This window comes from Vibrio crassostreae 9ZC13 (assembly GCF_000272045.2).
Classification (GTDB): Bacteria; Pseudomonadota; Gammaproteobacteria; order Enterobacterales; family Vibrionaceae; genus Vibrio; species Vibrio crassostreae_C.
This window is the reverse complement of the sequence record NZ_AJYZ02000041.1, coordinates 856,903-878,653: the sequence shown is the minus strand read 5'-3', so window position 1 is coordinate 878,653 and position 21,751 is coordinate 856,903. Positions and strand designations below refer to the sequence as shown.

The 21,751-nt window shown below is 44.9% G+C and carries 16 protein-coding genes; 9 read left to right on the top strand and 7 right to left on the bottom strand.

What is annotated here, in order from left to right:
• Nucleotides 1–182 precede the first annotated feature (182 nt).
• From A136_RS18350 to A136_RS18340, 3 genes are all read left to right on the top strand, one after another.
• Complete coding sequence (locus A136_RS18350; RefSeq protein ID WP_017059764.1) at nt 183–1,871, top strand: NAD-dependent malic enzyme; 1,689 nt, start codon at nt 183–185, stop codon at nt 1,869–1,871.
• Between the two features lie 172 nt (nt 1,872–2,043).
• Complete coding sequence (locus A136_RS18345) at nt 2,044–2,844, top strand: SanA/YdcF family protein (RefSeq protein WP_017063589.1); 801 nt, start codon at nt 2,044–2,046, stop codon at nt 2,842–2,844.
• A gap of 196 nt (nt 2,845–3,040) precedes the next feature.
• On the top strand, nt 3,041–4,411 hold the full coding sequence (locus A136_RS18340; RefSeq protein WP_017063588.1) for an SLC13 family permease: 1,371 nt from the start codon (nt 3,041–3,043) through the stop codon (nt 4,409–4,411).
• 254 nt (nt 4,412–4,665) lie between these two features.
• On the opposite strand, the gene A136_RS18335 is transcribed toward A136_RS18340, so the two are convergent.
• Nucleotides 4,666–5,961 (bottom strand): GGDEF domain-containing protein, encoded by a 1,296-nt coding sequence (locus A136_RS18335; RefSeq protein WP_017063587.1) that lies wholly within the window; start codon nt 5,959–5,961, stop codon nt 4,666–4,668.
• Nucleotides 5,962–6,264: 303 nt separating this feature from the next.
• Between A136_RS18335 and A136_RS18330 the strand changes: the two genes are divergently transcribed.
• Nucleotides 6,265–7,089, top strand: coding sequence for a DUF2797 domain-containing protein (locus A136_RS18330; RefSeq protein ID WP_017063586.1), 825 nt, complete (start codon nt 6,265–6,267; stop codon nt 7,087–7,089).
• 151 nt (nt 7,090–7,240) lie between these two features.
• On the opposite strand, the gene A136_RS18325 is transcribed toward A136_RS18330, so the two are convergent.
• Complete coding sequence (locus A136_RS18325; RefSeq protein WP_032546790.1) at nt 7,241–8,491, bottom strand: sensor domain-containing diguanylate cyclase; 1,251 nt, start codon at nt 8,489–8,491, stop codon at nt 7,241–7,243.
• A gap of 353 nt (nt 8,492–8,844) precedes the next feature.
• A complete protein-coding gene (locus A136_RS18320) occupies nt 8,845–9,729 on the bottom strand; it encodes a LysR family transcriptional regulator (protein WP_017063584.1) in 885 nt (294 codons plus the stop codon).
• A 233-nt stretch (nt 9,730–9,962) separates the two neighbouring features.
• Here A136_RS18320 and A136_RS18315 point away from each other — a divergent pair, with 233 nt between their 5' ends.
• Complete coding sequence (locus A136_RS18315) at nt 9,963–10,634, top strand: type 1 glutamine amidotransferase domain-containing protein (protein WP_017063583.1); 672 nt, start codon at nt 9,963–9,965, stop codon at nt 10,632–10,634.
• 175 nt (nt 10,635–10,809) lie between these two features.
• Here A136_RS18315 and A136_RS18310 read toward each other — a convergent pair whose 3' ends face one another.
• The 3 genes from A136_RS18310 to A136_RS18300 all read right to left on the bottom strand — a co-directional run bounded on the left by A136_RS18310 (nt 10,810) and on the right by A136_RS18300 (nt 15,137).
• Nucleotides 10,810–12,045, bottom strand: coding sequence for a cysteine desulfurase-like protein (locus tag A136_RS18310; protein WP_017063582.1), 1,236 nt, complete (start codon nt 12,043–12,045; stop codon nt 10,810–10,812).
• On the bottom strand, nt 12,029–12,685 hold the full coding sequence (locus A136_RS18305; RefSeq protein ID WP_017063581.1) for a 2OG-Fe dioxygenase family protein: 657 nt from the start codon (nt 12,683–12,685) through the stop codon (nt 12,029–12,031). The genes A136_RS18310 and A136_RS18305 overlap by 17 nt, the downstream gene beginning before the upstream one ends.
• Before the next feature lie 784 nt (nt 12,686–13,469).
• On the bottom strand, nt 13,470–15,137 hold the full coding sequence (locus A136_RS18300) for a GGDEF domain-containing protein (protein WP_017059753.1): 1,668 nt from the start codon (nt 15,135–15,137) through the stop codon (nt 13,470–13,472).
• 529 nt (nt 15,138–15,666) lie between these two features.
• Between A136_RS18300 and trxB the strand changes: the two genes are divergently transcribed.
• The 4 genes from trxB (at nt 15,667) to azu (ending at nt 21,013) form a co-directional block, all read left to right on the top strand.
• Nucleotides 15,667–16,626 (top strand): thioredoxin-disulfide reductase, encoded by a 960-nt coding sequence (gene trxB / locus A136_RS18295; protein WP_017063580.1) that lies wholly within the window; start codon nt 15,667–15,669, stop codon nt 16,624–16,626.
• Between the two features lie 161 nt (nt 16,627–16,787).
• Nucleotides 16,788–18,572: a heme ABC transporter permease/ATP-binding protein CydD gene (gene cydD / locus A136_RS18290; protein WP_017063579.1), complete on the top strand. Its 1,785-nt coding sequence runs from the start codon at nt 16,788–16,790 to the stop codon at nt 18,570–18,572.
• On the top strand, nt 18,565–20,286 hold the full coding sequence (gene cydC / locus A136_RS18285) for a heme ABC transporter ATP-binding protein/permease CydC (protein ID WP_017063578.1): 1,722 nt from the start codon (nt 18,565–18,567) through the stop codon (nt 20,284–20,286). Before cydD ends, cydC begins: the two co-directional genes overlap by 8 nt.
• Before the next feature lie 274 nt (nt 20,287–20,560).
• The gene (gene azu, locus A136_RS18280; protein ID WP_017063577.1) at nt 20,561–21,013 is read left to right on the top strand and encodes an azurin; all 453 of its coding nucleotides are present in this window, start codon (nt 20,561–20,563) and stop codon (nt 21,011–21,013) included.
• Between the two features lie 71 nt (nt 21,014–21,084).
• Here azu and A136_RS18275 read toward each other — a convergent pair.
• Nucleotides 21,085–21,751 (bottom strand): methyl-accepting chemotaxis protein (locus tag A136_RS18275; protein ID WP_017063576.1); only part of this gene is annotated, 667 nt, incomplete at its 5' end.

Here is a 21,751-nt window from a genome sequence, read left to right as displayed (position 1 = left end):
AAATGGCGAGTAGCGAAAAAGTGTGAGCGAAGTATAACGAATTATCGTGTTGAAATTCGATAAGTGTGGGACAGAGGTAAGAATATCATTTTGTTTGCTCAGATCGCGGAGAAACTATTTACAATTGAATAACTAAACCGTTATCATTTTTTAGTAACCCTTTCTCCCATATTAGGCATCCAATGAACAACGATAAACGCCCTCTATATATCCCTTATGCTGGTCCTGCTCTACTAAGTACACCTCTTCTAAACAAAGGCAGCGCATTCTCTGCTGAAGAGCGCAGTTCTTTCAACCTTGAAGGTTTGTTACCGGAAACAACCGAAACAATCCAAGAGCAAGTAGGACGTGCATACAAACAATATTGTAACTTCGAAAGTGATATGGATAAGCATATCTACCTTCGTAACATCCAAGACACTAATGAAACGCTTTTTTATCGTTTAGTTCAAAACCACATCTCTGAAATGATGCCTATCATTTATACGCCAACAGTTGGCGCAGCATGTGAGAACTTCTCAAATATTTACCGTCGTGGCCGTGGTCTGTTTATCTCATACCCGAACCGCGATCGTATCGATGACCTACTGAATAATGCGACAAACCACAACGTTAAAGTTATCGTGGTTACGGATGGTGAGCGTATTCTTGGTTTGGGAGACCAAGGCATCGGTGGTATGGGTATTCCAATTGGTAAGCTAGCACTTTATACAGCTTGTGGCGGTATCAGCCCAGCTTACATGCTACCAATCGTGCTCGATGTGGGTACTAACAACCCTCAACGTCTTGCTGACCCAATGTACATGGGCTGGCGTCATCCTCGTATTACGGGTGCTGACTACGATGCATTCGTTGAAGAGTTCATCCAAGCGGTTCAACGCCGTTGGCCTGATGCATTAGTTCAGTTCGAAGATTTCGCACAAAAGAACGCAATGCCACTGCTTGAGCGCTACAAAGATCGCATCTGTTGTTTCAACGATGATATCCAAGGCACAGCAGCCGTAACGGTTGGTTCTCTACTTGCAGCATGTAAAGCAGCAAACAGCAAACTTTCAGATCAACGCATCACCTTCTTAGGTGCGGGTTCTGCAGGTTGTGGTATTGCTGAAGCTATCATTGCTCAAATGGTGTCTGAAGGTATCAGCGATGCACAAGCTCGCTCTCAAGTTTACATGGTTGACCGTTGGGGTCTGCTACAAGAAGGCATGCAAAACCTGCTTGATTTCCAACAGCGTCTGGTTCAAACCAACGAAAACACCAAAGACTGGGAAAGCGATGGCACTGGTTTCTCTCTACTAGACGTAGTTCGCCACGCGAAACCAACCGTATTGGTTGGTGTGTCTGGTGCTCCAGGTCTATTCAGCAAAGAAGTCATCAAAGAGATGAACCTACACAGTGAACGCCCTATCGTGTTCCCACTGTCGAACCCAACAAGCCGTGTTGAAGCGACGCCAAACGACATTATTCGTTGGACTGATGGCCAAGCACTTGTTGCGACAGGTAGCCCATTTGAGCCAGTCGTTCACAACGGCACAACTTACCCAATCGCTCAGTGTAACAACAGCTACATCTTCCCAGGTATTGGCCTTGGTGTATTGGCTGTGAATGCTTCACGCATCACTGACGAAATGCTAATGGAATCAAGCCGTGCACTTGCTACGTGTTCTCCACTAGCAATCAATGGCACAGGTGCTCTACTTCCACCATTGGAAGAGATCCACACGGTATCTAAGAAAATTGCTCTTGCGGTAGGTAAAAAGGCGATTGAACAGGGCGTTGCTCTAGAGATCACTGAAGAAGCACTGCAACAAGCGATTGACCAGCACTTCTGGCAGCCAGTTTACCGTCGCTACAAGCGCACGGCATTCTAATAAAGCGTACTGCGCTTGGAATAAAGAGCGTTAACGACTCTTATATGAGCCTCTGCAATTGCAGGGGCTTTTTTCTTTAAACTGTCTTGTCTTTTTAACTGATTTTTCTCATTTTTATTTGGTATTATCGAGCACTCAAAAATTAATGCTCAGTGAAAGGACCATACCGAGAGTGAAATTTGATTCTCACATTATCCGTAGCTACATAAAAAAAGCTTACAAAAAACTGCAAGGTTTTCTGTTTGGCGCTTTCCTCGTGTTCTTAGTAGGCAGCGCTGCGGTTATTGCGATCGATTATTGGGTTTCATGGCAAGCGGAAGATCGCATCATCTACGATATAGATGAAGTGCCCGAGCTTGAGGTCGCCGTTGTGCTTGGCACGAGCAAATATTTGGGTCGAACACTCAACGACTATTATAAGCACCGAATCGAAGCCGCGATTGAGCTGTTCGACCGTGAAAAAGTCGACCAGTTTCTGTTAAGTGGTGATAACGCTCATCGCTCTTACAATGAGCCGTGGACGATGAAACGCGACTTGCTGAAAGCGGGTGTACCCGATGAACGCATTAACCTCGATTACGCAGGCTTTAGAACCTTAGACTCGATTGTTCGCGCTAAAAAGATCTTCGACACCGACAACTTCCTGATCATTACTCAGAAATTCCACTGTGAAAGAGCACTATTTATCGCTAATTCTTACGATATTCATGCACAATGTTTAGCGGTTTCAGGTCCTACTCATCATTCAGGCACCTCTATCCGTTTGCGTGAAGTTTTTGCGCGTACCAAAGCCTTCTTAGATTTGTATATTATGGGGACAACGCCAAAGTTCCTTGGACCTAAAGAGCCCATTCAATCGAGTCCAAAACCGGAATCATTTCCGATTCCAAACCCTATGACTGACCCCTCTGTAAACCCTGTTGTAGATCCTACAACAAACCCTATTGCAGACCCAGCAGAGACAGATGTGTAGAAAACTACACATTTTGAATTTGTTGCCTCACATTTCCCCACTGTTACACAAAAACACACCAACACGCCTTTATTAACTTAAGTAACATTCTCCCAACAAAGTCTGACCCTACATCAAGCTATATACCTCGAAAATAATAAGCACGACTCAATGAAGTCGTGCACCAATAAAACGAGGATAACAAAAGGAGCGTCTTATGACGGCACTTGTTACTACACTGAAACACTGGTTGTTCACCCGCAACAGCATGATATTAATTGGTAATTTCACGCTATTCGCACTCTTGCTCAACACCCTTCCTTTCGAATCACAAGTCAATACTGGTTTGAGTATTCTCGTGTTCGTTGCGGTTCTATGGTTAACCGAAGCTATTCATGTCAGCATCACTGCTCTGCTCGTTCCACTCTTGGCTGTCTTGTTTGGTGTGTTCAATACGCCCGCAGCGCTGGCTAACTTTTCAAACCCGATCATCTTCTTATTCATAGGTGGCTTCGCATTAGCAGCTGCACTGAACAAGCAAGAGCTAGATAAAGCGATAGCTGACAAAGTGCTGCTGATAGCAAAAGGCAGAATGTCGGTCGCTGTGTTCATGCTGTTCGGTGTGAGTGCAGGTCTATCAATGTGGATCTCAAACACAGCCACCACAGCAATGATGCTTCCTCTTGTTCTTGGCATCATGAACAAGGTTGACCAAAGTGAAGACCGCAACACCTACGTGTTCGTACTACTGGGTATTGCTTACTGTGCTTCAATCGGTGGTATCGCAACCTTAGTGGGTAGCCCACCGAACGCAATCGCCGCTGCAGAAGTTGGCTTGAGCTTTACTGAGTGGATGGCGCTAGGTCTTCCAATCTCAATGATCTTACTGCCAATCGCGATGATTATTCTTTACGTGATGACTAAGCCAAAGCTTGACCACAAATTCGAGCTAGACCATGCCCCAGTTGAGTGGACAAACAGCAAGAAAATCACACTGTCTATCTTCCTTCTAACCGTAACGCTTTGGATATTCGGTAAACCAATCAACGCAATGATTGGCGGATTCTCTAAATTTGATAGCTTAGTCGCGATTGGCGCAATTGTACTGCTTGGCGCTTCTAGAGCGGTGGAATGGAAAGACGTTGAGAAGACAACGGACTGGGGTGTTCTTATCCTATTCGGTGGTGGTATCTGCTTAAGTAACATTCTAAAAGCGACAGGAACCAGCGTATTCTTAGCACACTCACTAAGCGGATTTTTAGAAACAGCTGGCGTACTGCTTACGATTCTAGCCGTGGTAGCGTTCGTGGTATTCCTAACGGAATTTGCGAGTAACACAGCGAGTGCAGCACTTCTGGTGCCAGTATTCGCAACCATCGCTGAAGCACTTGGTATGTCGCCAGTTATTTTGTCTGCACTGATCGCTGTTGCTGCGTCTTGTGCCTTCATGCTTCCTGTTGCAACACCACCAAACGCAATCGTGTTTGGCTCGGGTCACATCAAGCAGAAAGAGATGATGCGAATCGGTATGGTGTTGAACCTAGTTTGTATCCTAGTTCTGACTCTGTTCGCTTGGATCTTCTGGTAAACACTAACGTTCTATAAGCGCATGCTTACAGGAATGCTCCCCTAAACTGGTTGAACTTCCCCCGGTTCAACCAAGACAAAAATGCCCGTTCAGCGTAAGCAAGCACTGAACGGGCATATAAAAACAAGAAACGCTTTCCCTTTTGGTGGCCCCGCGCCACCTTTTTTGTTTTGGCTTTTGGGAGAAGAACCATAAAAACGCCACACGTCACATATGCACGTGTGGCTTATAAACTCATCAAAACAATTTTCAGATTAGTGACTCAAGATCACCTGGTTTCGACCTGAATGCTTTGCTTGATATAAAGCTTCATCAGCGCGAGCAATGGTCTCTGTCACTCGCTCTTGCTTCATCTCGGCAACACCGATACTGCATGTCAGCGGATCGCCATGAACCCAAAGGTGCTGGCTAACCAATAATCGAATGCGTTCAGCTTTTATCTGCGCCTCTCCGGCTTCGGTCTCAGGGCAAAAAACAATGAACTCTTCACCACCCCATCTCACCAACTTGTCGGTAGCGCTGATCGAACTGCCCACCACCATGCTGAACTCGCGTAAAATATGGTCACCCATTTGATGTCCGTACTTGTCATTTACACTCTTGAAGTAGTCGATATCGAGATACAACATACCCAGCTTGCCATGTCCTTGCTTCACATGTTGTGACTGCATTTTCAACCAATCACGAATCGCGTGGCGGTTTAGTATTCCGGTTAACTCATCACGATGGGCCATCTCTGAAAATTCAAAATTCTGTTCTCTCAGTGCGCGATTGACGTTCTTTAAGTGGTGATGTCTTTTCTCTGCGATCACCATGCGTTTTCTTGAACGGTTTAACTCTGACAGCAAGAATACGGTGCCCGTCCCCACCCACACAAACAGTAGGATCATGAACAAGCTTTCTGCGGTGATATACGAACCTTCGAACTCAATACTGCGGATGACGATTCTGTGGTGACCGAGTTTCGCTCCAGACGCAGTAGCAAACTCAACCATATTCACATTCGAAAATTCAGGGGACGAATGCTCTAACGCAATGTCGTTGTCAGCCAGCCACCATGTCATCACTTGCAGATTTTTGATCGGGATTTCAATCACACCACCATCGATTCCTGGAGAAAACTCCATCCCATTGTACTTGTGCGTGTACTCGTCATCAGGAACTGAATAAGCAGGGTTGTAGTTACGTAGATAGGTTCTCAAACGGCCACTAGAGTCAGCCTCCGCATGGTAATCAATGTTCACTCTAAAGGTGTGGTACTGAGAAAGGTCAAGGCCCGAGGTGATGTCAGGGTTGATACGAATCGACAGCCCACAGTAAGGCCACGGATACTCAGATTCTTTAAGTTCACAATCGAGAGTGTACTGTCCATTTTCATAGGATAACTGGGACGTACTGACTCCCCTATCAACTTGATCACTGGTCGCGATAAATTCATATTTATCAGGGGTAATTGCCGTTATCACACGATTTCCGCTCACACGGTAATACTGCACAATGGCAAGCGTTGCGATAACTAGAAAGATAACAATCTTATGGATCCACTTCACGTCTAAGCTTCCTGCTTAATATCCCTATAGTTGGGATTTCACGATAAAAAACAAGTTAGATAAATTAGTGATCTTAATACCAATAAATCACTAAAAAACGTTATATCACGCCCGAACAAAATGTCATACTATATTTTAATGCATGTATTTTCTGTTGATTATTCACGGCGAGAATCAAGTAATATTGCGTATAAAAACAGGCTCTATTTGTTATACTCATCGCATAATCATCGTTAACCGTACTGCCTGCTCACAGCGCAATCGAGTCGACGAAATAATAATCAAAATACAACGAGTAATGTCATGTCTTTATTAGCAAAAGGAACACTCAAAAAGATGAGTGCTTCCCTTGATGGCGCGGTTACCTACCGTTTGCCTGTAGGCGAAGAGTTTGTAGAGCTAAACCCTCTGATTGGTAAAACCATCAACCTCACTCACACCGGCAATATTTTTTGCTGCTCATGTGGTAAGAAAACTAAGAAGAGCTACTCTCAAGGCCACTGTTTTGTGTGCATGAAAAAGCTAGCAAGCTGCGACATGTGCATCATGAAGCCAGAGACTTGTCACTACGATGAAGGCACGTGTCGCGAGCCTCAATGGGGTGAAGAGAACTGCATGGTTGATCACTTCGTTTACCTATCGAACACATCAAGCCTAAAAGTAGGTATCACTCGTCACACTCAAATCCCTACCCGTTGGATTGACCAAGGCGCGACTCAAGGTTTGCCTATCTTGAAGGTAAAAACACGTCAGATTTCTGGCCTGATCGAAGTTGAGTTAGCAAAGCACATTGCTGACAAAACCAACTGGCGCACGCTGCTTAAAGGCGACGGCGACGATATGGAATTGGTAGAAAAAGCCAAAGAACTGTTGCCGTTGGTTGAGGATAAAATCCAAGAGATCAGAGCGAAGTTTGGTGATGATGCTATCGAGATTCTGAGCGAAAACATCACTTCATTGAGCTACCCAGTTGAACAGCACCCAGTGAAGATTGTGTCGCATAACTTTGATAAGAACCCTGAAGTGACAGGCGTACTTCAAGGCATTAAAGGCCAATACCTAATCCTAGATACTGGTGTGATTAACATCCGTAAATTTGGTTCTTACGAAGTGGAAGTGTCGGCATAACTTGTAGAACTTAAACGTTTCTTATAGTTAGAGGCGTTTCTTATAGTTAGAAGCGCTTAGTGAATAGCCAAAAACTAAAATGCCCTCAAGTGATGACTTGAGGGCATTTTTCGTTGTCGATTCTATTGGCTTTCGATGACGCTTTTAGGCGTTAAAGCGTAACCACATCTCCGTCTACACAATTCTTGCCGTTGGCTTTCGCGCGATAGAGAGATTGATCGGTTAAATTCACGAGTGCATCAATCGTGACACCGTCTTCACAGGCTTGGCTATCACTGATTCCGATACTGACACTCGAATTAAATCGTAACTGTTCATCAATCTTAAATTCGGTTTGATTAAACTGCTCTCGGATCTGATCAGACACTTGACGCGAAATCTGAGGCGACGCATTAGGGATAAATACAATGAACTCTTCACCGCCCCATCGACCTGCGACACCGCCCACAGCCTCAACATTACGCTTAGTAATATCAGCCAAAGCACAAATGACCTCGTCACCCACCATGTGCCCGTAGGTATCATTGATCGATTTGAAGTCATCGATATCAAGCAGCATACACACTAAGTGAGTCTCAGAGACAAGGTGCTCTCTCAGCCACTCATAAATCGCCCTACGGTTAAGCAAATCCGTCATTTCATCGTAATTCGCTTGGTGTACCAACTGCTTTTCCAGCATCACCTTTTGAGTCACATCTTCGAGCACAACCTGAACGGCTGGCTGACCTTTCCAAGTAATCGCATTGTCGTAAATATTGAAGAACCGATGAACGCCGTCAAAGCCAATGTTTTCAACCACGGTACTAGTACCTGACAACTCCCCTGATACGATCGCGTGATAGTGCTTGCTGATGCCATCGGCATTCTGTTTTGGTACCAGTTCAAGGATAGAGTCCAGCTCTAATACTTGCTCGATGGAAGCCGCGCCTTGCATGTTGACCCAAGATTGATTAACCATCAGCGGCTTGAAATCTCGGTGAACCAAGATGCCCTGCCCAGATTGCATGATCATGTCGTGATACATCTTATCTTGCTCACGCACCGCATTTTGCAGCTGAATCGCAGGGGAAAGATCGATCACTGTGACTTGCAGTGCAGGTCTTCCCTGCCACTCCGTCACATGGTCGATAGAAAACACGGTGAACTCTCTGCCATTGCGATCAACATTGGTATAGGTGTGAACCTGAGGGTCGCGTTGACCACTGACCGTTTCAAGGTAATTTTGATAGGCGAGAACATGATAATCTTCTGAGATTAGATCTAGAAAGCTATCGATATTAGAAAGTAGTTCTTCGGGCGATTGGTATCCATAGATGCGAGCATAGTTAGCGTCAACACTCACTACATTCATATCTTGAATAGTTATTACACCGTACGTGGATTCGAAATTTATTGAAGACATTGCCAACTCCGCACTCTAGCTACACTTCATAAACTGGAGCATAACAACACATCCTGCCAACGCTTCCACACAATCTATCACGCGTTAGGGACATTAATATGGTATCTAGTATATCGTACTGTTGCGGGCTTCTCTACAATTCAATCGCTAACACCAGTTATCAAAAGTAGACAAGTCTCTCATTCCTATTACGCGCGTTAAAAAAAAACAAAAAAAGATAACGTATATCTATGTAAGCATTAGCTTTTCTGTTTTCGACCTTAAAGTAGGTAGCTAGCGATAATTACGACTCTTTTCAATTCCGTTAATTATTCACTTCCATCTTGTTGGCTGTTCGCTTAAAACCTCGTCGGTTATTCATTCCAATCCGAAAAATAAGCAACCAAGAAGTCGATCGCTAACCGTGCTCTCTGGGGTAAAAAACGACGATTTTGATATACGACCCAACTGCTGGTTCCTGCTCCCCAATAATCTTCAAGCACCGGGACAAGCTTTCCATTAGTCAGGCCGCCATTGAAACTGCTTTTGGGAAGGTAGACAACACCAAGCCCCTCTTCACATGCTTTCAGTACTGCGCTCGAATTGTTACTGCGCCAGCGCCCATGCACTCGCACTGCATTTAACGGTTTGCCCTCTTTCTCAAATAGCCACTGATCACTGTTGGCGATAATACAGCTGTGCATTTTCAACTGCTCTGGATGAGTGGGCGTACCAAATTGCTCTAAATAATCTTTGCTGGCTGCGGCCGCCATTGGGCGATCGACGAGCTTTCTTGCCACCAAACCTGAATCGTCCAACCGGCCGTAACGAATGGCGAAGTCGATACCATCTTCGATGAAGTTAACCATCTTAGTATTGAAGTTCATTTCGATGGTGAGCTCAGGATGATCTTTGGCAAACTCCATCAGCGCTGTCGCAACATGATTTTCTGCAAATGCACCCGCAGCACTAACACGTAATGTACCGCTAAGCTGAGTTTGTTGAGACGTGACTTGTTCATTCGCTTGTTGCAGCCCAATGACCAAGTCTTTGCACTGCTGATAATAGGTATGACCCGATTCGGTCAGGCTCACCATCCGTGTTGAACGCGCAAGCAACGCCACACCCACTCTCTCTTCTAACCTTGAAACTTGGCGGCTGACATGGCTGGTACTGCAACCCAGTTGTTTTGCTGCTGCAGAAAAGCCATGACACTCAGCAACCGCAACAAACTCATTAATCCCTTCAAAGCTGTCCATACTTCACCTGTTTACATCTAACGAGTTCACATCCGACTAATTCTCATTCAACTGTTGCTATATAGCAATAATGTTTTGTCTATTCGGCATATTATCACTCAAATGGTTTACTACTAGTATTACAGGTAACGAAACAGCGGCATCTCTATTAAAAAGACTGATGTCTGTCTTAAAAACGCGGATGTCTAAACAACGACGCTGAAACCAAACAAACGTGCTCAAAGGGACGAATCATGAAAAAAATACTAATACCTGTAACTAACCACGCAACACTAGGCGATACAGATCAAGCGAACGGTACTTACGCGCCTGAACTGACTCATGCTCTGAAAGAGATCATTGCTGCGGGTTTTGAGTACGACATCGCGTCTATCAAGGGTGGCAAAGGCCCATTGTACGGAACCGATATTGAAGGGGATTCAGTAAACGCTGAGATCTTGGCTGATGATGACTTCCAAAACCGAATCAACAATACGATTCCTGTAAACCAAATTAATGCAGAAAGCTACGATGCTATCTTCTACCCAGGTGGTTTCGGTTTGCTTTCAGACCTAGCAACCAACGAGCAATTCGCTGCTATTGCGGCTAAGCATTACGAAGATGGTGGTGTGATTGCGTCAGTATGTCACGGCCCTGCGGCGCTGCTTCCGATTGTTTTAAGCAACGGCGAGAAGCTACTAAGCTCTAAATCGGTGACTGGCTTTACACGTGAAGAAGAGATCGACTTTGGCACCATCAACGACATTCCGTTCCTACTGGAAGAGTCTCTTGCTCGCAGCGCAGCGCGTTTCAACAAGGTTCAACCTTGGCAAGAGCTTGTGATTGTTGATGAGCGAGTGATTACTGGCCAAAACCCAACCAGCGCGCACGCTGTAGGTGCAACTCTGGTTAAGCACCTGTCTTAGTTAAATCAAGGGCTTATTCGAATAACTGGCGTTGATCAAATAAGCTCAATCAAATAAAAAGAGCATGCTTCCTACTCAATACTCTTGAGAGAAGCATGCTCTTTTTTCGATCTAAAGGCACAAACAGCAAAGGCAAGTGACTTCTTATTAATTACTTCTTGCTAATGGCTTCTCGCTAATTACTTCGCAAGATCCCTTCAAGCACATTGAACAGCAAGTCGATCTCTTCAATCGAGTTGTAATGCATACAACCAATACGCACCACGCCCTGCTCTTCAATACCCAACTGTTTCACCAAACCTAATGCGTAGAAATGTCCGTTCCACACACAGATATTATGTTCACCCAGCTTCTTGGCGATGAACTCTGGAGAATGGTTTTCAAAGGTAACCGCAAAGGTTGGCGTTCTTAGGTTCGAATCAAACTCTGTTTTCCCGTAAAGCTTTGCCCCTTCAAGATCAGACAAGCGTTTAAGGAAGTACTCACTGAGCTGGCTTTCATGCTTATTATAAAGCGCGTAGCTTTGCTCTAAACGAGAACGCAATGAGTCGGTTGGCTCACCGAATTGCGCCAAGTAATCTACCGCCGCAACCACACCTGCAAGGCCTTCAAAGCTTTGCGTACCTGTTTCAAAACGGCCTGGGCCAATATTGGTTGCAGGCTCAACCTTGTAAGGCTTTAACGTGTGTAGCCATTGAGGTGCAACATAAGCAATGCCCACATGTGGGCCGAAGAATTTATACGCTGAACACGCTAAGAAATCACAATTCAGCTGCTGAACATCGATCAAGTGATGTGGCGCGTAATGAACGGCATCGACATAAACCTGCGCACCATGCTGATGTGCAAGCTCAATAACTTTTGCCATGTCGACAATAGAGCCAGTCGTGTTCGAAGCAAACGTCACCGCGACAAGCTTGGTTTTCTCGTTAAGCAGCGATTCAAAATGCGCCATATCCAAACTGCAATCCGACTCGTCTACACGAACTTGGCGAACAATCGCGCCTTTGTCGTCTGCCGCTTGCTGCCAGCTCGATACATTTGAGTAATGGTCTAACGCCGTGACGATAACTTCATCGCCCTCTTTCCAATCGCGGCTAATCGCTCGGCTAAGTTGGAAGGTCAGAGATGTCATGTTCGCGCCGAACACAACGTTGCCAGAAGACTCCGCATTAAGCAGTGCTTGCGCCGCTTCTCGCGCTTGCTGCATTAAGCTTGTGGTCTTTTGGCTAGAAAAATAGTGGCCGCCTAGGTTTGAATTAAAATGCCCTAGGTATTCGGTCATTGAAGCTAAAACATTCTCAGGTACCTGAGAGCCACCCGGCCCATCAAAAAAGGTCACCGGCTTACCGTTATGGTATTGGCCTAGCGCGCTAAACTGCTGGCGCACATCATTAAGAGTGAAGGACATTGCGCGCATCCTTAGCCGTTAGAACAAACACATCCATGTAGCCCATCTCGCCGTGGTCTATGGTACGAATCGGTTGTGCATTGTGCCAAAGCTTACTATCAGCAAGCATTGCCACTTCACCATCGCCTAACACTTTTCTGAAGAACGGTGCTTCGTGGCTATCTTGATAAAGCATCACTTCACCACCCACAATGTTGTGGCGAGTAACACCAATGATCGCGATGTGGTCAAAACCGTCCTGGTGAACACCTTCTGGTGCAACTTGAGTTTCTTCAAAAATAGCGGCAATGCGGATTTGATGGATTTCGATTTCTTGCCCGTCTTCAAGCCCATTGGTTTCAATAAACAGTTCACACATCTCTTGCATGCCTTCGCTGCTTAGGATTGGTGCTTCAATTGGCTCGAATTGGCGAACAACGTCACCTTGAAAGTGATTGATGTCTTCAGACTGAACGAAGTTATGTTTGTCTAGCTCAACGACTTGTCCATTACTGAATTCAACCACAGAGTACCTTCTCAATCGGTACTGTCCATCGGCGTGCTCTGTGCTAGGTAGCTTAGAGAAAGAAGGTGACAGCTCCTTAACCGCATGGTTACTGAGATGGGTAATATGTAGGGTGTTTTCGTGAGCGTGTAACATCATCGACTCCTTAATGATTGTTAATTTACTTTCGACATTTAACGTTTTGTTTACATAAAAGGATACTTGAAGATCTTGCCAAATCAACAATAAACAATCATTTATCCCGTCAGAATTAATAATTCAGATTGTAAAACCAAGTTTAAAATCAAAAGCAGTGCATAACACCAGAATAAAAGATGACCAACTCTTAAAACCAGCACACTCCACTAGCTAGTTATAAATCCCTACAAATTTAAATTTAGCGATATTATTAACTAGCACGCTGTGTTTATTATTTTGTCAGCACGTACTCACTAATACGCCAGCCACGGCATCAAGGCTCATCTCCCTACTTCGACATACTTTATTTGTATGTTTTTGCACATCGAAATACGACCTACCTATCAGTGTTCAAGCTATTGATTATTTACACAACAATCTGGAATTGGTTAATTTATGAGTAAGCCAGAATCCACACGCCTTTGCTTGCGCGTCTGGAACAGGTCGAGTTCGGGGGGAACTCGGCCGCCCTCAAATAGAGTGCTTTCTAATAAAACCTACAATTATAAATGATGCGTTTATTTGGAATATGATGGTCTGCCTTTATGTCCTAACTTAGAATTCGTTAAAAATAGGCGACTATAAAGATTGGGAATGTTCTACACAAAACAGATGAGAGGGTAAGCAAGCTTGAAAGGTTGGTTGCTAAAAGAGCCACCTTTGGTGACATTTACACCAAAAGTCAAAACGAAAATAAGTTAACTAGACTTAAAACGATTCACTTAGAAAATAGGGAATTTAGCTAACACTCAATTTCACTGGACTGATTTTTAAAACCGTTCTTCGAGCGCTTCTGCTGGTACATTCGCTGGTCAGCTAAGCTCAAACACTCAGAAAAATTGACACATTCAAAACTAGATGCGCTTCCAAAACTGAGGCCAGACTGAGGCCAATCAGCACTGCGAATTTGCTCTTCCACCTGAGTCACTCTAAGCTCAATCTGAGAATAGAGAGCCTCAACTTGTTTCTCTTTATCCACTTTCAACAACCAGATAAATTCGTCGCCACCAGCTCGATAAACCATTCCAAGGTCTGTAAATTTTTCTCGCATCATGCGGCTGGTGTATTCTAAAAAGCGATCCCCTTCATCATGACCATAAGTATCATTAATCGATTTAAGGCCATCACAATCGATGAAGACGATACAATAGGAATGATGTACTAATTGTTTACTCGCATCATTAAAATCCAGCCGGTTTCCAAGCCCCGTTAAACTATCCACCCTCGACTGGATATAGGTTTTCTGATGTTGATGTTGTTGAATCCGCAACCATTCAGTCAGTGACAATAAAATGCAGGTACAATCTATTGCTAATGCAACAACAACGATGACTTCTGTCGATCTCTGAGTCGGCAATGGTGCAAAATGCGCAAAAATGTAATATACCAAAGCCGTGCCATAACAAAGACCACCGATCAAATAATATTTAGCGACAAAGTTTCGTTGATAAACCATCAATACGCCAGTCACTATCATTGTCGGCACCCAGATTGCCGCAATTAAATGGGACATAACAAAAGTCAACGAAAACGGGGCAAAGACATTAATAAACCCGATAATGACACACAGCCAACTAAAGGCCTGAAAGGTAAGATTAATACGAATAAAATGCTGCGGAAATCCAAACAATAATCTTGTGTAATAGCAAGAAAAAGCAACCGCAAACGGAAACAATACCATTCCAAAATAAACTGGGTTCCAGCTTTGGCTTGATAATAAGTACCCCCAAGCGCCTGAAGCGGCGAACCATCCCAGGCCATGTAGCCCAACATAACCAGCACAAGCCAGTGTGACTGGATGTTTAGTTTGAAAGTAACAAAAAAGAGCGAAAACTCCCAACGTTAGCATGACAGTAATAGAAGCTAATGTGAGCGTATTGTTGCGGAAAACGTGAATATAAAATGGATATTCAGGTTGAAGAGTGAAGTTAACTGCCTTTGGAAATTTCTTTGCTTCCAAGTAGAGCCAAAGTGTTCCAGATTCCTCCGCATTCAATATTAACGGGAAGCTTTGCCTATGCAGATGCAAGATACTCTTGTTACTTAATTGGCCAAAATCAAGTATTCGCCTTACTTGACCATTTGTTGATTGCCAGTACCCCCAACCTTGATCCAAATAGTTTGCACGGAGTGTAACTATTTGTTGTGACGACTTGATATCGGAGTTGGCCAAATCAACTCTCAACCCAAACGCCCCTTCACCACCAAATATCGTTTCAATCCTTGGAGAGGATTCAATGTGTTTTTTTAATATGGGAAAATCGACTGGATCAGATAACAAAGGCATTTCATACCATCTTACAGCTTCATTAGCTAACACAGATTGTTCCCCGCTGACCTGCAGCGGAGAAGCAAAAACCGAATTCAGGCACACAATAAACACATTGATAAAAAGGATTAGAATCTGCATAGAGTTCAAATGATTCCGCGCAATATATAAATATCAATAATAACACATACAAAAAAATAACAACTGAGAAACACTCAACAGTTCAAGTATTAACCAACATTACACCTGTTTGTAATCATGCCGTTCATACTAAAAGTGCGTCTTGTGGTCGCTTATCTGCACGCTAATTTTGATGAATTCTTGCAGCGTCTTTTAACGCAAACTTTTTAAAATAAAACATAGGATTCAGGTTCTCTTGTTTTTCTACTCATCAATGTATACGCAAAAAAGTAAATACTGCTATAGAAACACCATGATCAAGAAGGCCCTAAAAGTGAGCAATATGCATAGCTGTTTGCAAGAGCACTTTCCTTGACTTATCGCTATTGATCTAAGACACAGGATTACAAGACCATCATTTAGTTCGGTTATGTTCTAACGTATAACGATTAATTACACTTCTGCCCTTGTTTAACCTTTTATTGCCTCCATATTTTCCATACAATCCTAAGCGATTATAAATTAAAACAAATTCAATTTCGGAGTCCTCATGAGCGACGTAAAGCACTGTAATTTATTGATTCTTGGTTCTGGCCCTGCTGGCTATACAGCTGCAGTTTACGCTGCTCGTGCAAACCTAAACCCAGTTCTGGTTACTGGTATGCAGCAAGGTGGTCAGCTTACAACCACAACAGAAGTGGAAAACTGGCCGGGTGATGCTGAAGGTTTAACGGGTCCAGCTCTAATGGATCGCATGAAAGAGCACGCAGAGCGCTTTGAAACAGAGATCCTGTTCGACCACATTAACGAAGTCGACCTTTCAAACCGCCCTTTCCGTCTTAAAGGCGATTCTGGCGAGTACACTTGTGACGCGTTGATCATCTCAACAGGTGCATCAGCTAAGTACCTAGGTTTAGATTCTGAAGAAGCATTCAAAGGCCGCGGCGTTTCTGCTTGTGCAACGTGTGATGGTTTCTTCTACCGCAACCAGAAAGTTGCAGTTGTGGGTGGTGGTAACACTGCTGTTGAAGAAGCACTTTACCTATCTAACATCGCGTCTGAAGTTCACCTGATTCACCGTCGTGACACGTTCCGCGCTGAAAAGATTCTTGTTAAGCGTTTAATGGACAAAGTAGAGAACGGCAACATTGTTCTTCACACTGACCGCACGCTAGACGAAGTTCTAGGCGACGACATGGGCGTGACTGGCGTTCGTATTAAAGATACTCAGTCTGACAAGACAGAGGATATCGACGTAATGGGCGCGTTCATCGCTATTGGTCACCAGCCGAACACTGAAATCTTCAAAGGCCAAGTGGATATGAAAGATGACTACATCATCGTTCAGTCTGGTCTTGAAGGTAACGCGACACAAACCAGCATCCCAGGCGTGTTCGCTGCGGGTGATGTAATGGACCACAACTACCGTCAAGCAATTACTTCTGCAGGCACGGGTTGTATGGCTGCATTGGATGCTGAACGCTTCCTAGATGGTCTTAACGATAAGTAAATCTGAGATTGCAGATTTGATTATCGGTGCTCTCGCCTCAGTAGATGCAGGGCGTCATCACATTTTGTTGTAAATCCCTAGAGCCCAGTGGTATATCCACTGGGCTTTCTTTTGTATACTAGCCGCCCTCAACAAATAATAATTATCATTAAGCCTTCATAATGGATAAGAAAAAACAACGCAGCTTGAACAAGTGGCTTAAGCAACAGAGTAAGTTAGCGAAACGCTGGCTTATGATTGCGATTAGCCTTGGCGTACTTTCAAGCGTGTTCTTAATTGCTCAAGCAGCTCTTCTCGCCTCTATTCTTCACCAGCTGATCATCGAAAATGTCGATAAATCTGAACTGGTTGGTCATTTCGCAGGCTTGGCATTATCGGTCGTTGGCCGTGCTGGCTGTACATGGGGACGTGAGATCGCAGGTTATCGCTGTGGTGAACAGATCCGTGTTTACATCAGGCAACTCATCCTTGATAAGTTACGTGAGTTAGGCCCTGCTTATATCAAAGGCAAACCTGCCGGTACGTGGGCAACCCTGTTGCTAGAACAAGTAGAAGACATGCAAGACTTCTTCTCTCGTTACTTACCTCAGATGTCTTTATCGGTAATGATTCCATTCATTATTTTGGTCGTGGTATTCCCTGTAAACTGGGCAGCTGGCCTTATCTTCTTGCTGACTGCGCCACTGGTGCCGATGTTCATGGCATTGGTTGGCATGAAAGCAGCCGATGCAAACCGTAAAAACTTCAAAGCACTGCAACGTCTTTCTGGTCACTTTTACGACCGTTTGCAGTCAATGACAACCATCCGTCTATTTGACCGCACCAACGCTGAAACAGAAGTATTGAAAGGTGCATCTGAGGTGTTCAGAACGCGCACCATGGATGTGTTGAAAATCGCTTTCTTGTCTTCTGCGGTACTTGAGTTCTTCACGTCTATCTCGATTGCGATGACGGCGGTTTACTTTGGTTTCACTTACATCGGCGAGCTTAACTTCGGCCACTACGGCGTTGGCATTACGCTATTCGCAGGTTTGTTTATCCTTATCTTGGCGCCAGAGTTTTACCAACCTCTGCGTGATTTAGGTACTTTCTACCACGCGAAGCAACAAGCGGTTGGCGCAGCTGAAAGTATTGTCGAGTTCCTAGAAACCGACATCACTAAGGTTAAATCAGGCGACACTCAGCTTGATCCGGCTCAAGGCATCAATATTGAAGCTCAAGATCTCAAAGTGTTAAGCCCTGAAGGTGTTCAACTGGTTGGCCCTATCTCGTTTGCACTGAATACTCGCCAATCGACTGCGTTAGTTGGTCCAAGTGGTGCGGGTAAAACAAGTTTGATCAACGCCATTCTTGGTTTCATGCCTTATGAAGGAAGCTTGAAAATCAATGGCATTGAACTGCGTGACCTAGACTTAGCCTCTTGGCGTAAAACGATTAGTTGGGTTGGTCAAAACCCGTTGCTACTGCACGGCACAATTCGTGACAACGTCACTCTAGGTAAGCACGATATCACTGACCAAGTTGTCGAGAACGCACTTGAGCAGTCTTTTGCTAACGAATTCGTAAATGAGCACGGCTTGGATTACATGATTTCTGATCGCTCTGGCGGTCTGTCTGTGGGTCAATCTCAACGTTTGGCTTTGGCTCGTGCAATGATTCAAGACGGTCAGTTCTGGTTGCTCGATGAACCCACTGCCAGCCTAGATACTCGTAGCGAACAGTTGGTAATGAAAGGCATCAATAGCAACATCGAAAGCCGCACTGCCCTGCTTGTGACGCACCAACTCGCTCCACTTCAATCGGTCGATAACATTCTGGTTATGCGCGATGGTGGTCTGGTTGAACAAGGTCATTACTCTCAGCTTTCGACTGCGGGTGGTTTATTCGAAGAGATGCTTAACGCGAACTTAGCTCAACAAGATAATAAGGGTAATTTAGATGCGTGATTTACTGCCTTACCTGAAACTCTATAAAAAGCATTGGTTTGGCCTATCGCTAGGCATGCTATTGGCTTTTGCTACTCTATCGGCTTCTATCGGCTTGTTAACGCTATCAGGTTGGTTTATTTCAGCTTCCGCGGTTGCTGGCCTGACGATTGCACGTGAAACCTTCAACTACATGCTACCGGGTGGTGGCGTACGTGGTTTGGCAATGAGCCGTACTGCGGGTCGTTGGGGTGAACGTGTTGTGAGCCACAATGCGACATTCAAACTGTTAACTGATTTACGTATCTTCTTCTTCAAGAAGCTGGCTCCGCTGATCCCAGGTCGTATTTCAAACCTTCGTGACGCTGACCTTCTCAACCGTTTGGTTGCTGATGTCGACGCCATGGACCACGTGTACTTGCGCTTAGTAAGCCCTGTGACGGTGGGTGTGTTCGGGATCTTCTTCCTAACTCTGTTCTTAATGTGGTTCGATAGCTCACTAGGTTTAATCTTAGGTTCTATCCTTCTTATCATGCTGTTGGTTTGGCCAATCTTGTTCTACAAGCTGGGTAAACGTAACGGTGGTGAGCTGACACAAAACAAAGCGGATCTTCGTGTCACCACGCTAGATTGGATTGAAGGCTACAGCGAGCTAACTCTGTTCGGTGCTGAGGAGCGTTACCGTAATGCGATTCTAGAAACGCAACGCAAGCTGATGGCGAATCAGTTTGTGAACGCTAACCTAACCGGTATGGCTTCAGCAGCGCTAATGCTGTTCAACGGTTTGACGCTGGTTCTTATGCTTTGGCTTGCGGCTGACGGCGTGGGTGGTAATGCACCAGACCCGTTCATCGCGCTAATGGCATTCGCAACCATGGCAAGCTTCGAGCTATTAATGCCAATTGCAGGTGCATTCCAGCATTTAGGTCAAACTTTGTCTTCAGCTCGTCGCTTGAACGAAGTTATTCTGTCTGAGCCTGAAGTTCAGTTTGCTGAAGAGAAGCTCGACATCAACAAGCCACTGGATATTACGTTCTCAAACGTGACGTTCAACTACCCTGACTCTGAGCGCAGTGTTCTGAACGCTGTCGACCTAACGATCCCTGCAACGAACAAGGTTGCGATTGTGGGTCAAACGGGTTCTGGTAAATCAACACTGATTCAGCTTTTGACTCGCTACTGGGATCCTAAGAAGGGTTACATCTCAATCGCGGGCATTGAACTGACTCAGTGGAATGAATCACAGCTTCGTGAATCAATCAGTGTAGTAAGCCAACGTGTCGACATTCTAAATGGTACTTTGCGTGACAACTTGTTGATTGCAAGCCCAGAAGCAACCGATGATCACTTAGCGAACATCCTTAAAGACGTTGGTCTAGAAAAGCTGCTTGAGAACAACGCGCTTGATAGCTGGTTAGGTGATGGTGGTCGTCAACTGTCTGGCGGTGAGAAGCGCCGCATTGGCATCGCACGTGCCATTCTTCATGATGCCCCTATCCTGCTTTTAGATGAGCCGACAGAAGGCTTAGATAAGCAAACAGAACACAGCATCATGACGCTGTTCGAGAAACACTTCGAAGGCAAGACGGTTATCTTCATTACACACCGTTTGATTGGTTTGGAATCGATGGATTCGATCGTTCTGATTGAACAAGGCGAGATTGTTGAGCACGGCTCTCACGAGACACTATTAAACGAAGAAGGACGTTACTTCCAACTTCGTCAGGCAATCTAGCTCCTTCATAAGTTATAAAGAAAACCATTCAAAGCCCGAGTTCATACTCGGGCTTTTTGTTGTCTGTAATTCTAGTATCGAGCAACCATTCCCCCTTAAACGGTTGTTCATGCGCTGATTAGTTTTGCCCTTTCCTACAAAAACTTACCATTTATAAAGCAACGAGTTGCGCATAATTCAAGTCGTAGCACATTACTATGATCATCTTTCTAGGATAATACGTATCGATCAACCTCATGGAATAACCTCCCCCTAAAATAATGGAGAACAGTGTATGTCTTTACGATTAATCGCAACAACGATAGCGCTTGTAGGTGCTAGCTTTACCGCTCAAGCGAGCTCGGAATGTGAAGTATCGATTGATGCTAGTGATCAAATGAAATTTTCAACTGACACATTAAGCGTTCCAGCGAGCTGTAAAGAAGTGAAGCTGACGCTAAACCATACTGGTTCTATGCCAGCCCAATCAATGGGTCACAACGTCGTTATAACAGACACTGCGTCGCTACAAGCAGTGGGCATCGATGGTATGTCGGCAGGTATCGACAATAACTACGTAAAACCTGACGACAGCCGCGTTTACGCCTTCACTCGTGTTATCGGTGGTGGCGAGTCAACCTCAATCACTTTCAGCACAGAGAAAATGACAGCCGGTGGCGACTACTCTTTCCTATGTTCATTCCCGGGCCACTGGGCAATCATGAAGGGCAAGTTTGAGTTTAAATAACTCGTTAGTCTAGATGGTACAGATACATCAAAGCCCCAACCTAAGTCGGGGCTTTGTTATATTGGCTTCGATTACAGCTTGAAGCGGCTGATTTCGCTTTCTAGCTCGTGAGACAGTTCAGAAAGCTGCGCAGCTTGCTCTGCAGCTTGGTGTGCTTCGTCTGCTAGCTCGTTAGATACGTCACGGATTCCTTCAGTGTTACGAGTAATCTCAGACGTTACTGACGCTTGCTCTTCTGCAGCAGAAGCAATCTGTGTTGCCATGTCGCTGATGCGTTCAACAGCAGCATGGATTTGCGTTAGGCTTGCAGCCGCTGAGTTCGCGTCATCAACACTGGTTTCAGCAAGAGTACGGCTATCGTTCATGATGTTAACCGCTTTGCCTGTTGTACCTTGCAGCAACTCAATCGTTTGTTGAATTTCTTGCGTTGAACCGTGTGTACGTTGGCTCAGAACTCGAACTTCATCCGCTACTACTGCGAAACCACGACCTTGCTCACCGGCACGTGCTGCTTCAATAGCGGCGTTAAGTGCAAGTAGGTTTGTTTGTTCTGCAATACCTTGAATGTTAGACAAGATAGCGTTGATGCTGTTGCCGTGCTCTTCAAGTTCTAGAATCACGTTGGTTGCGATTTGAACTTCTTGAGCCAGGTTTTGGATAGAGCTTTGAGTCTGTGTCACTTGACCAGTACCGTGCTCACACGCGCCAACCGCTTCAGATGAGTTCTGTGCAGTGTGG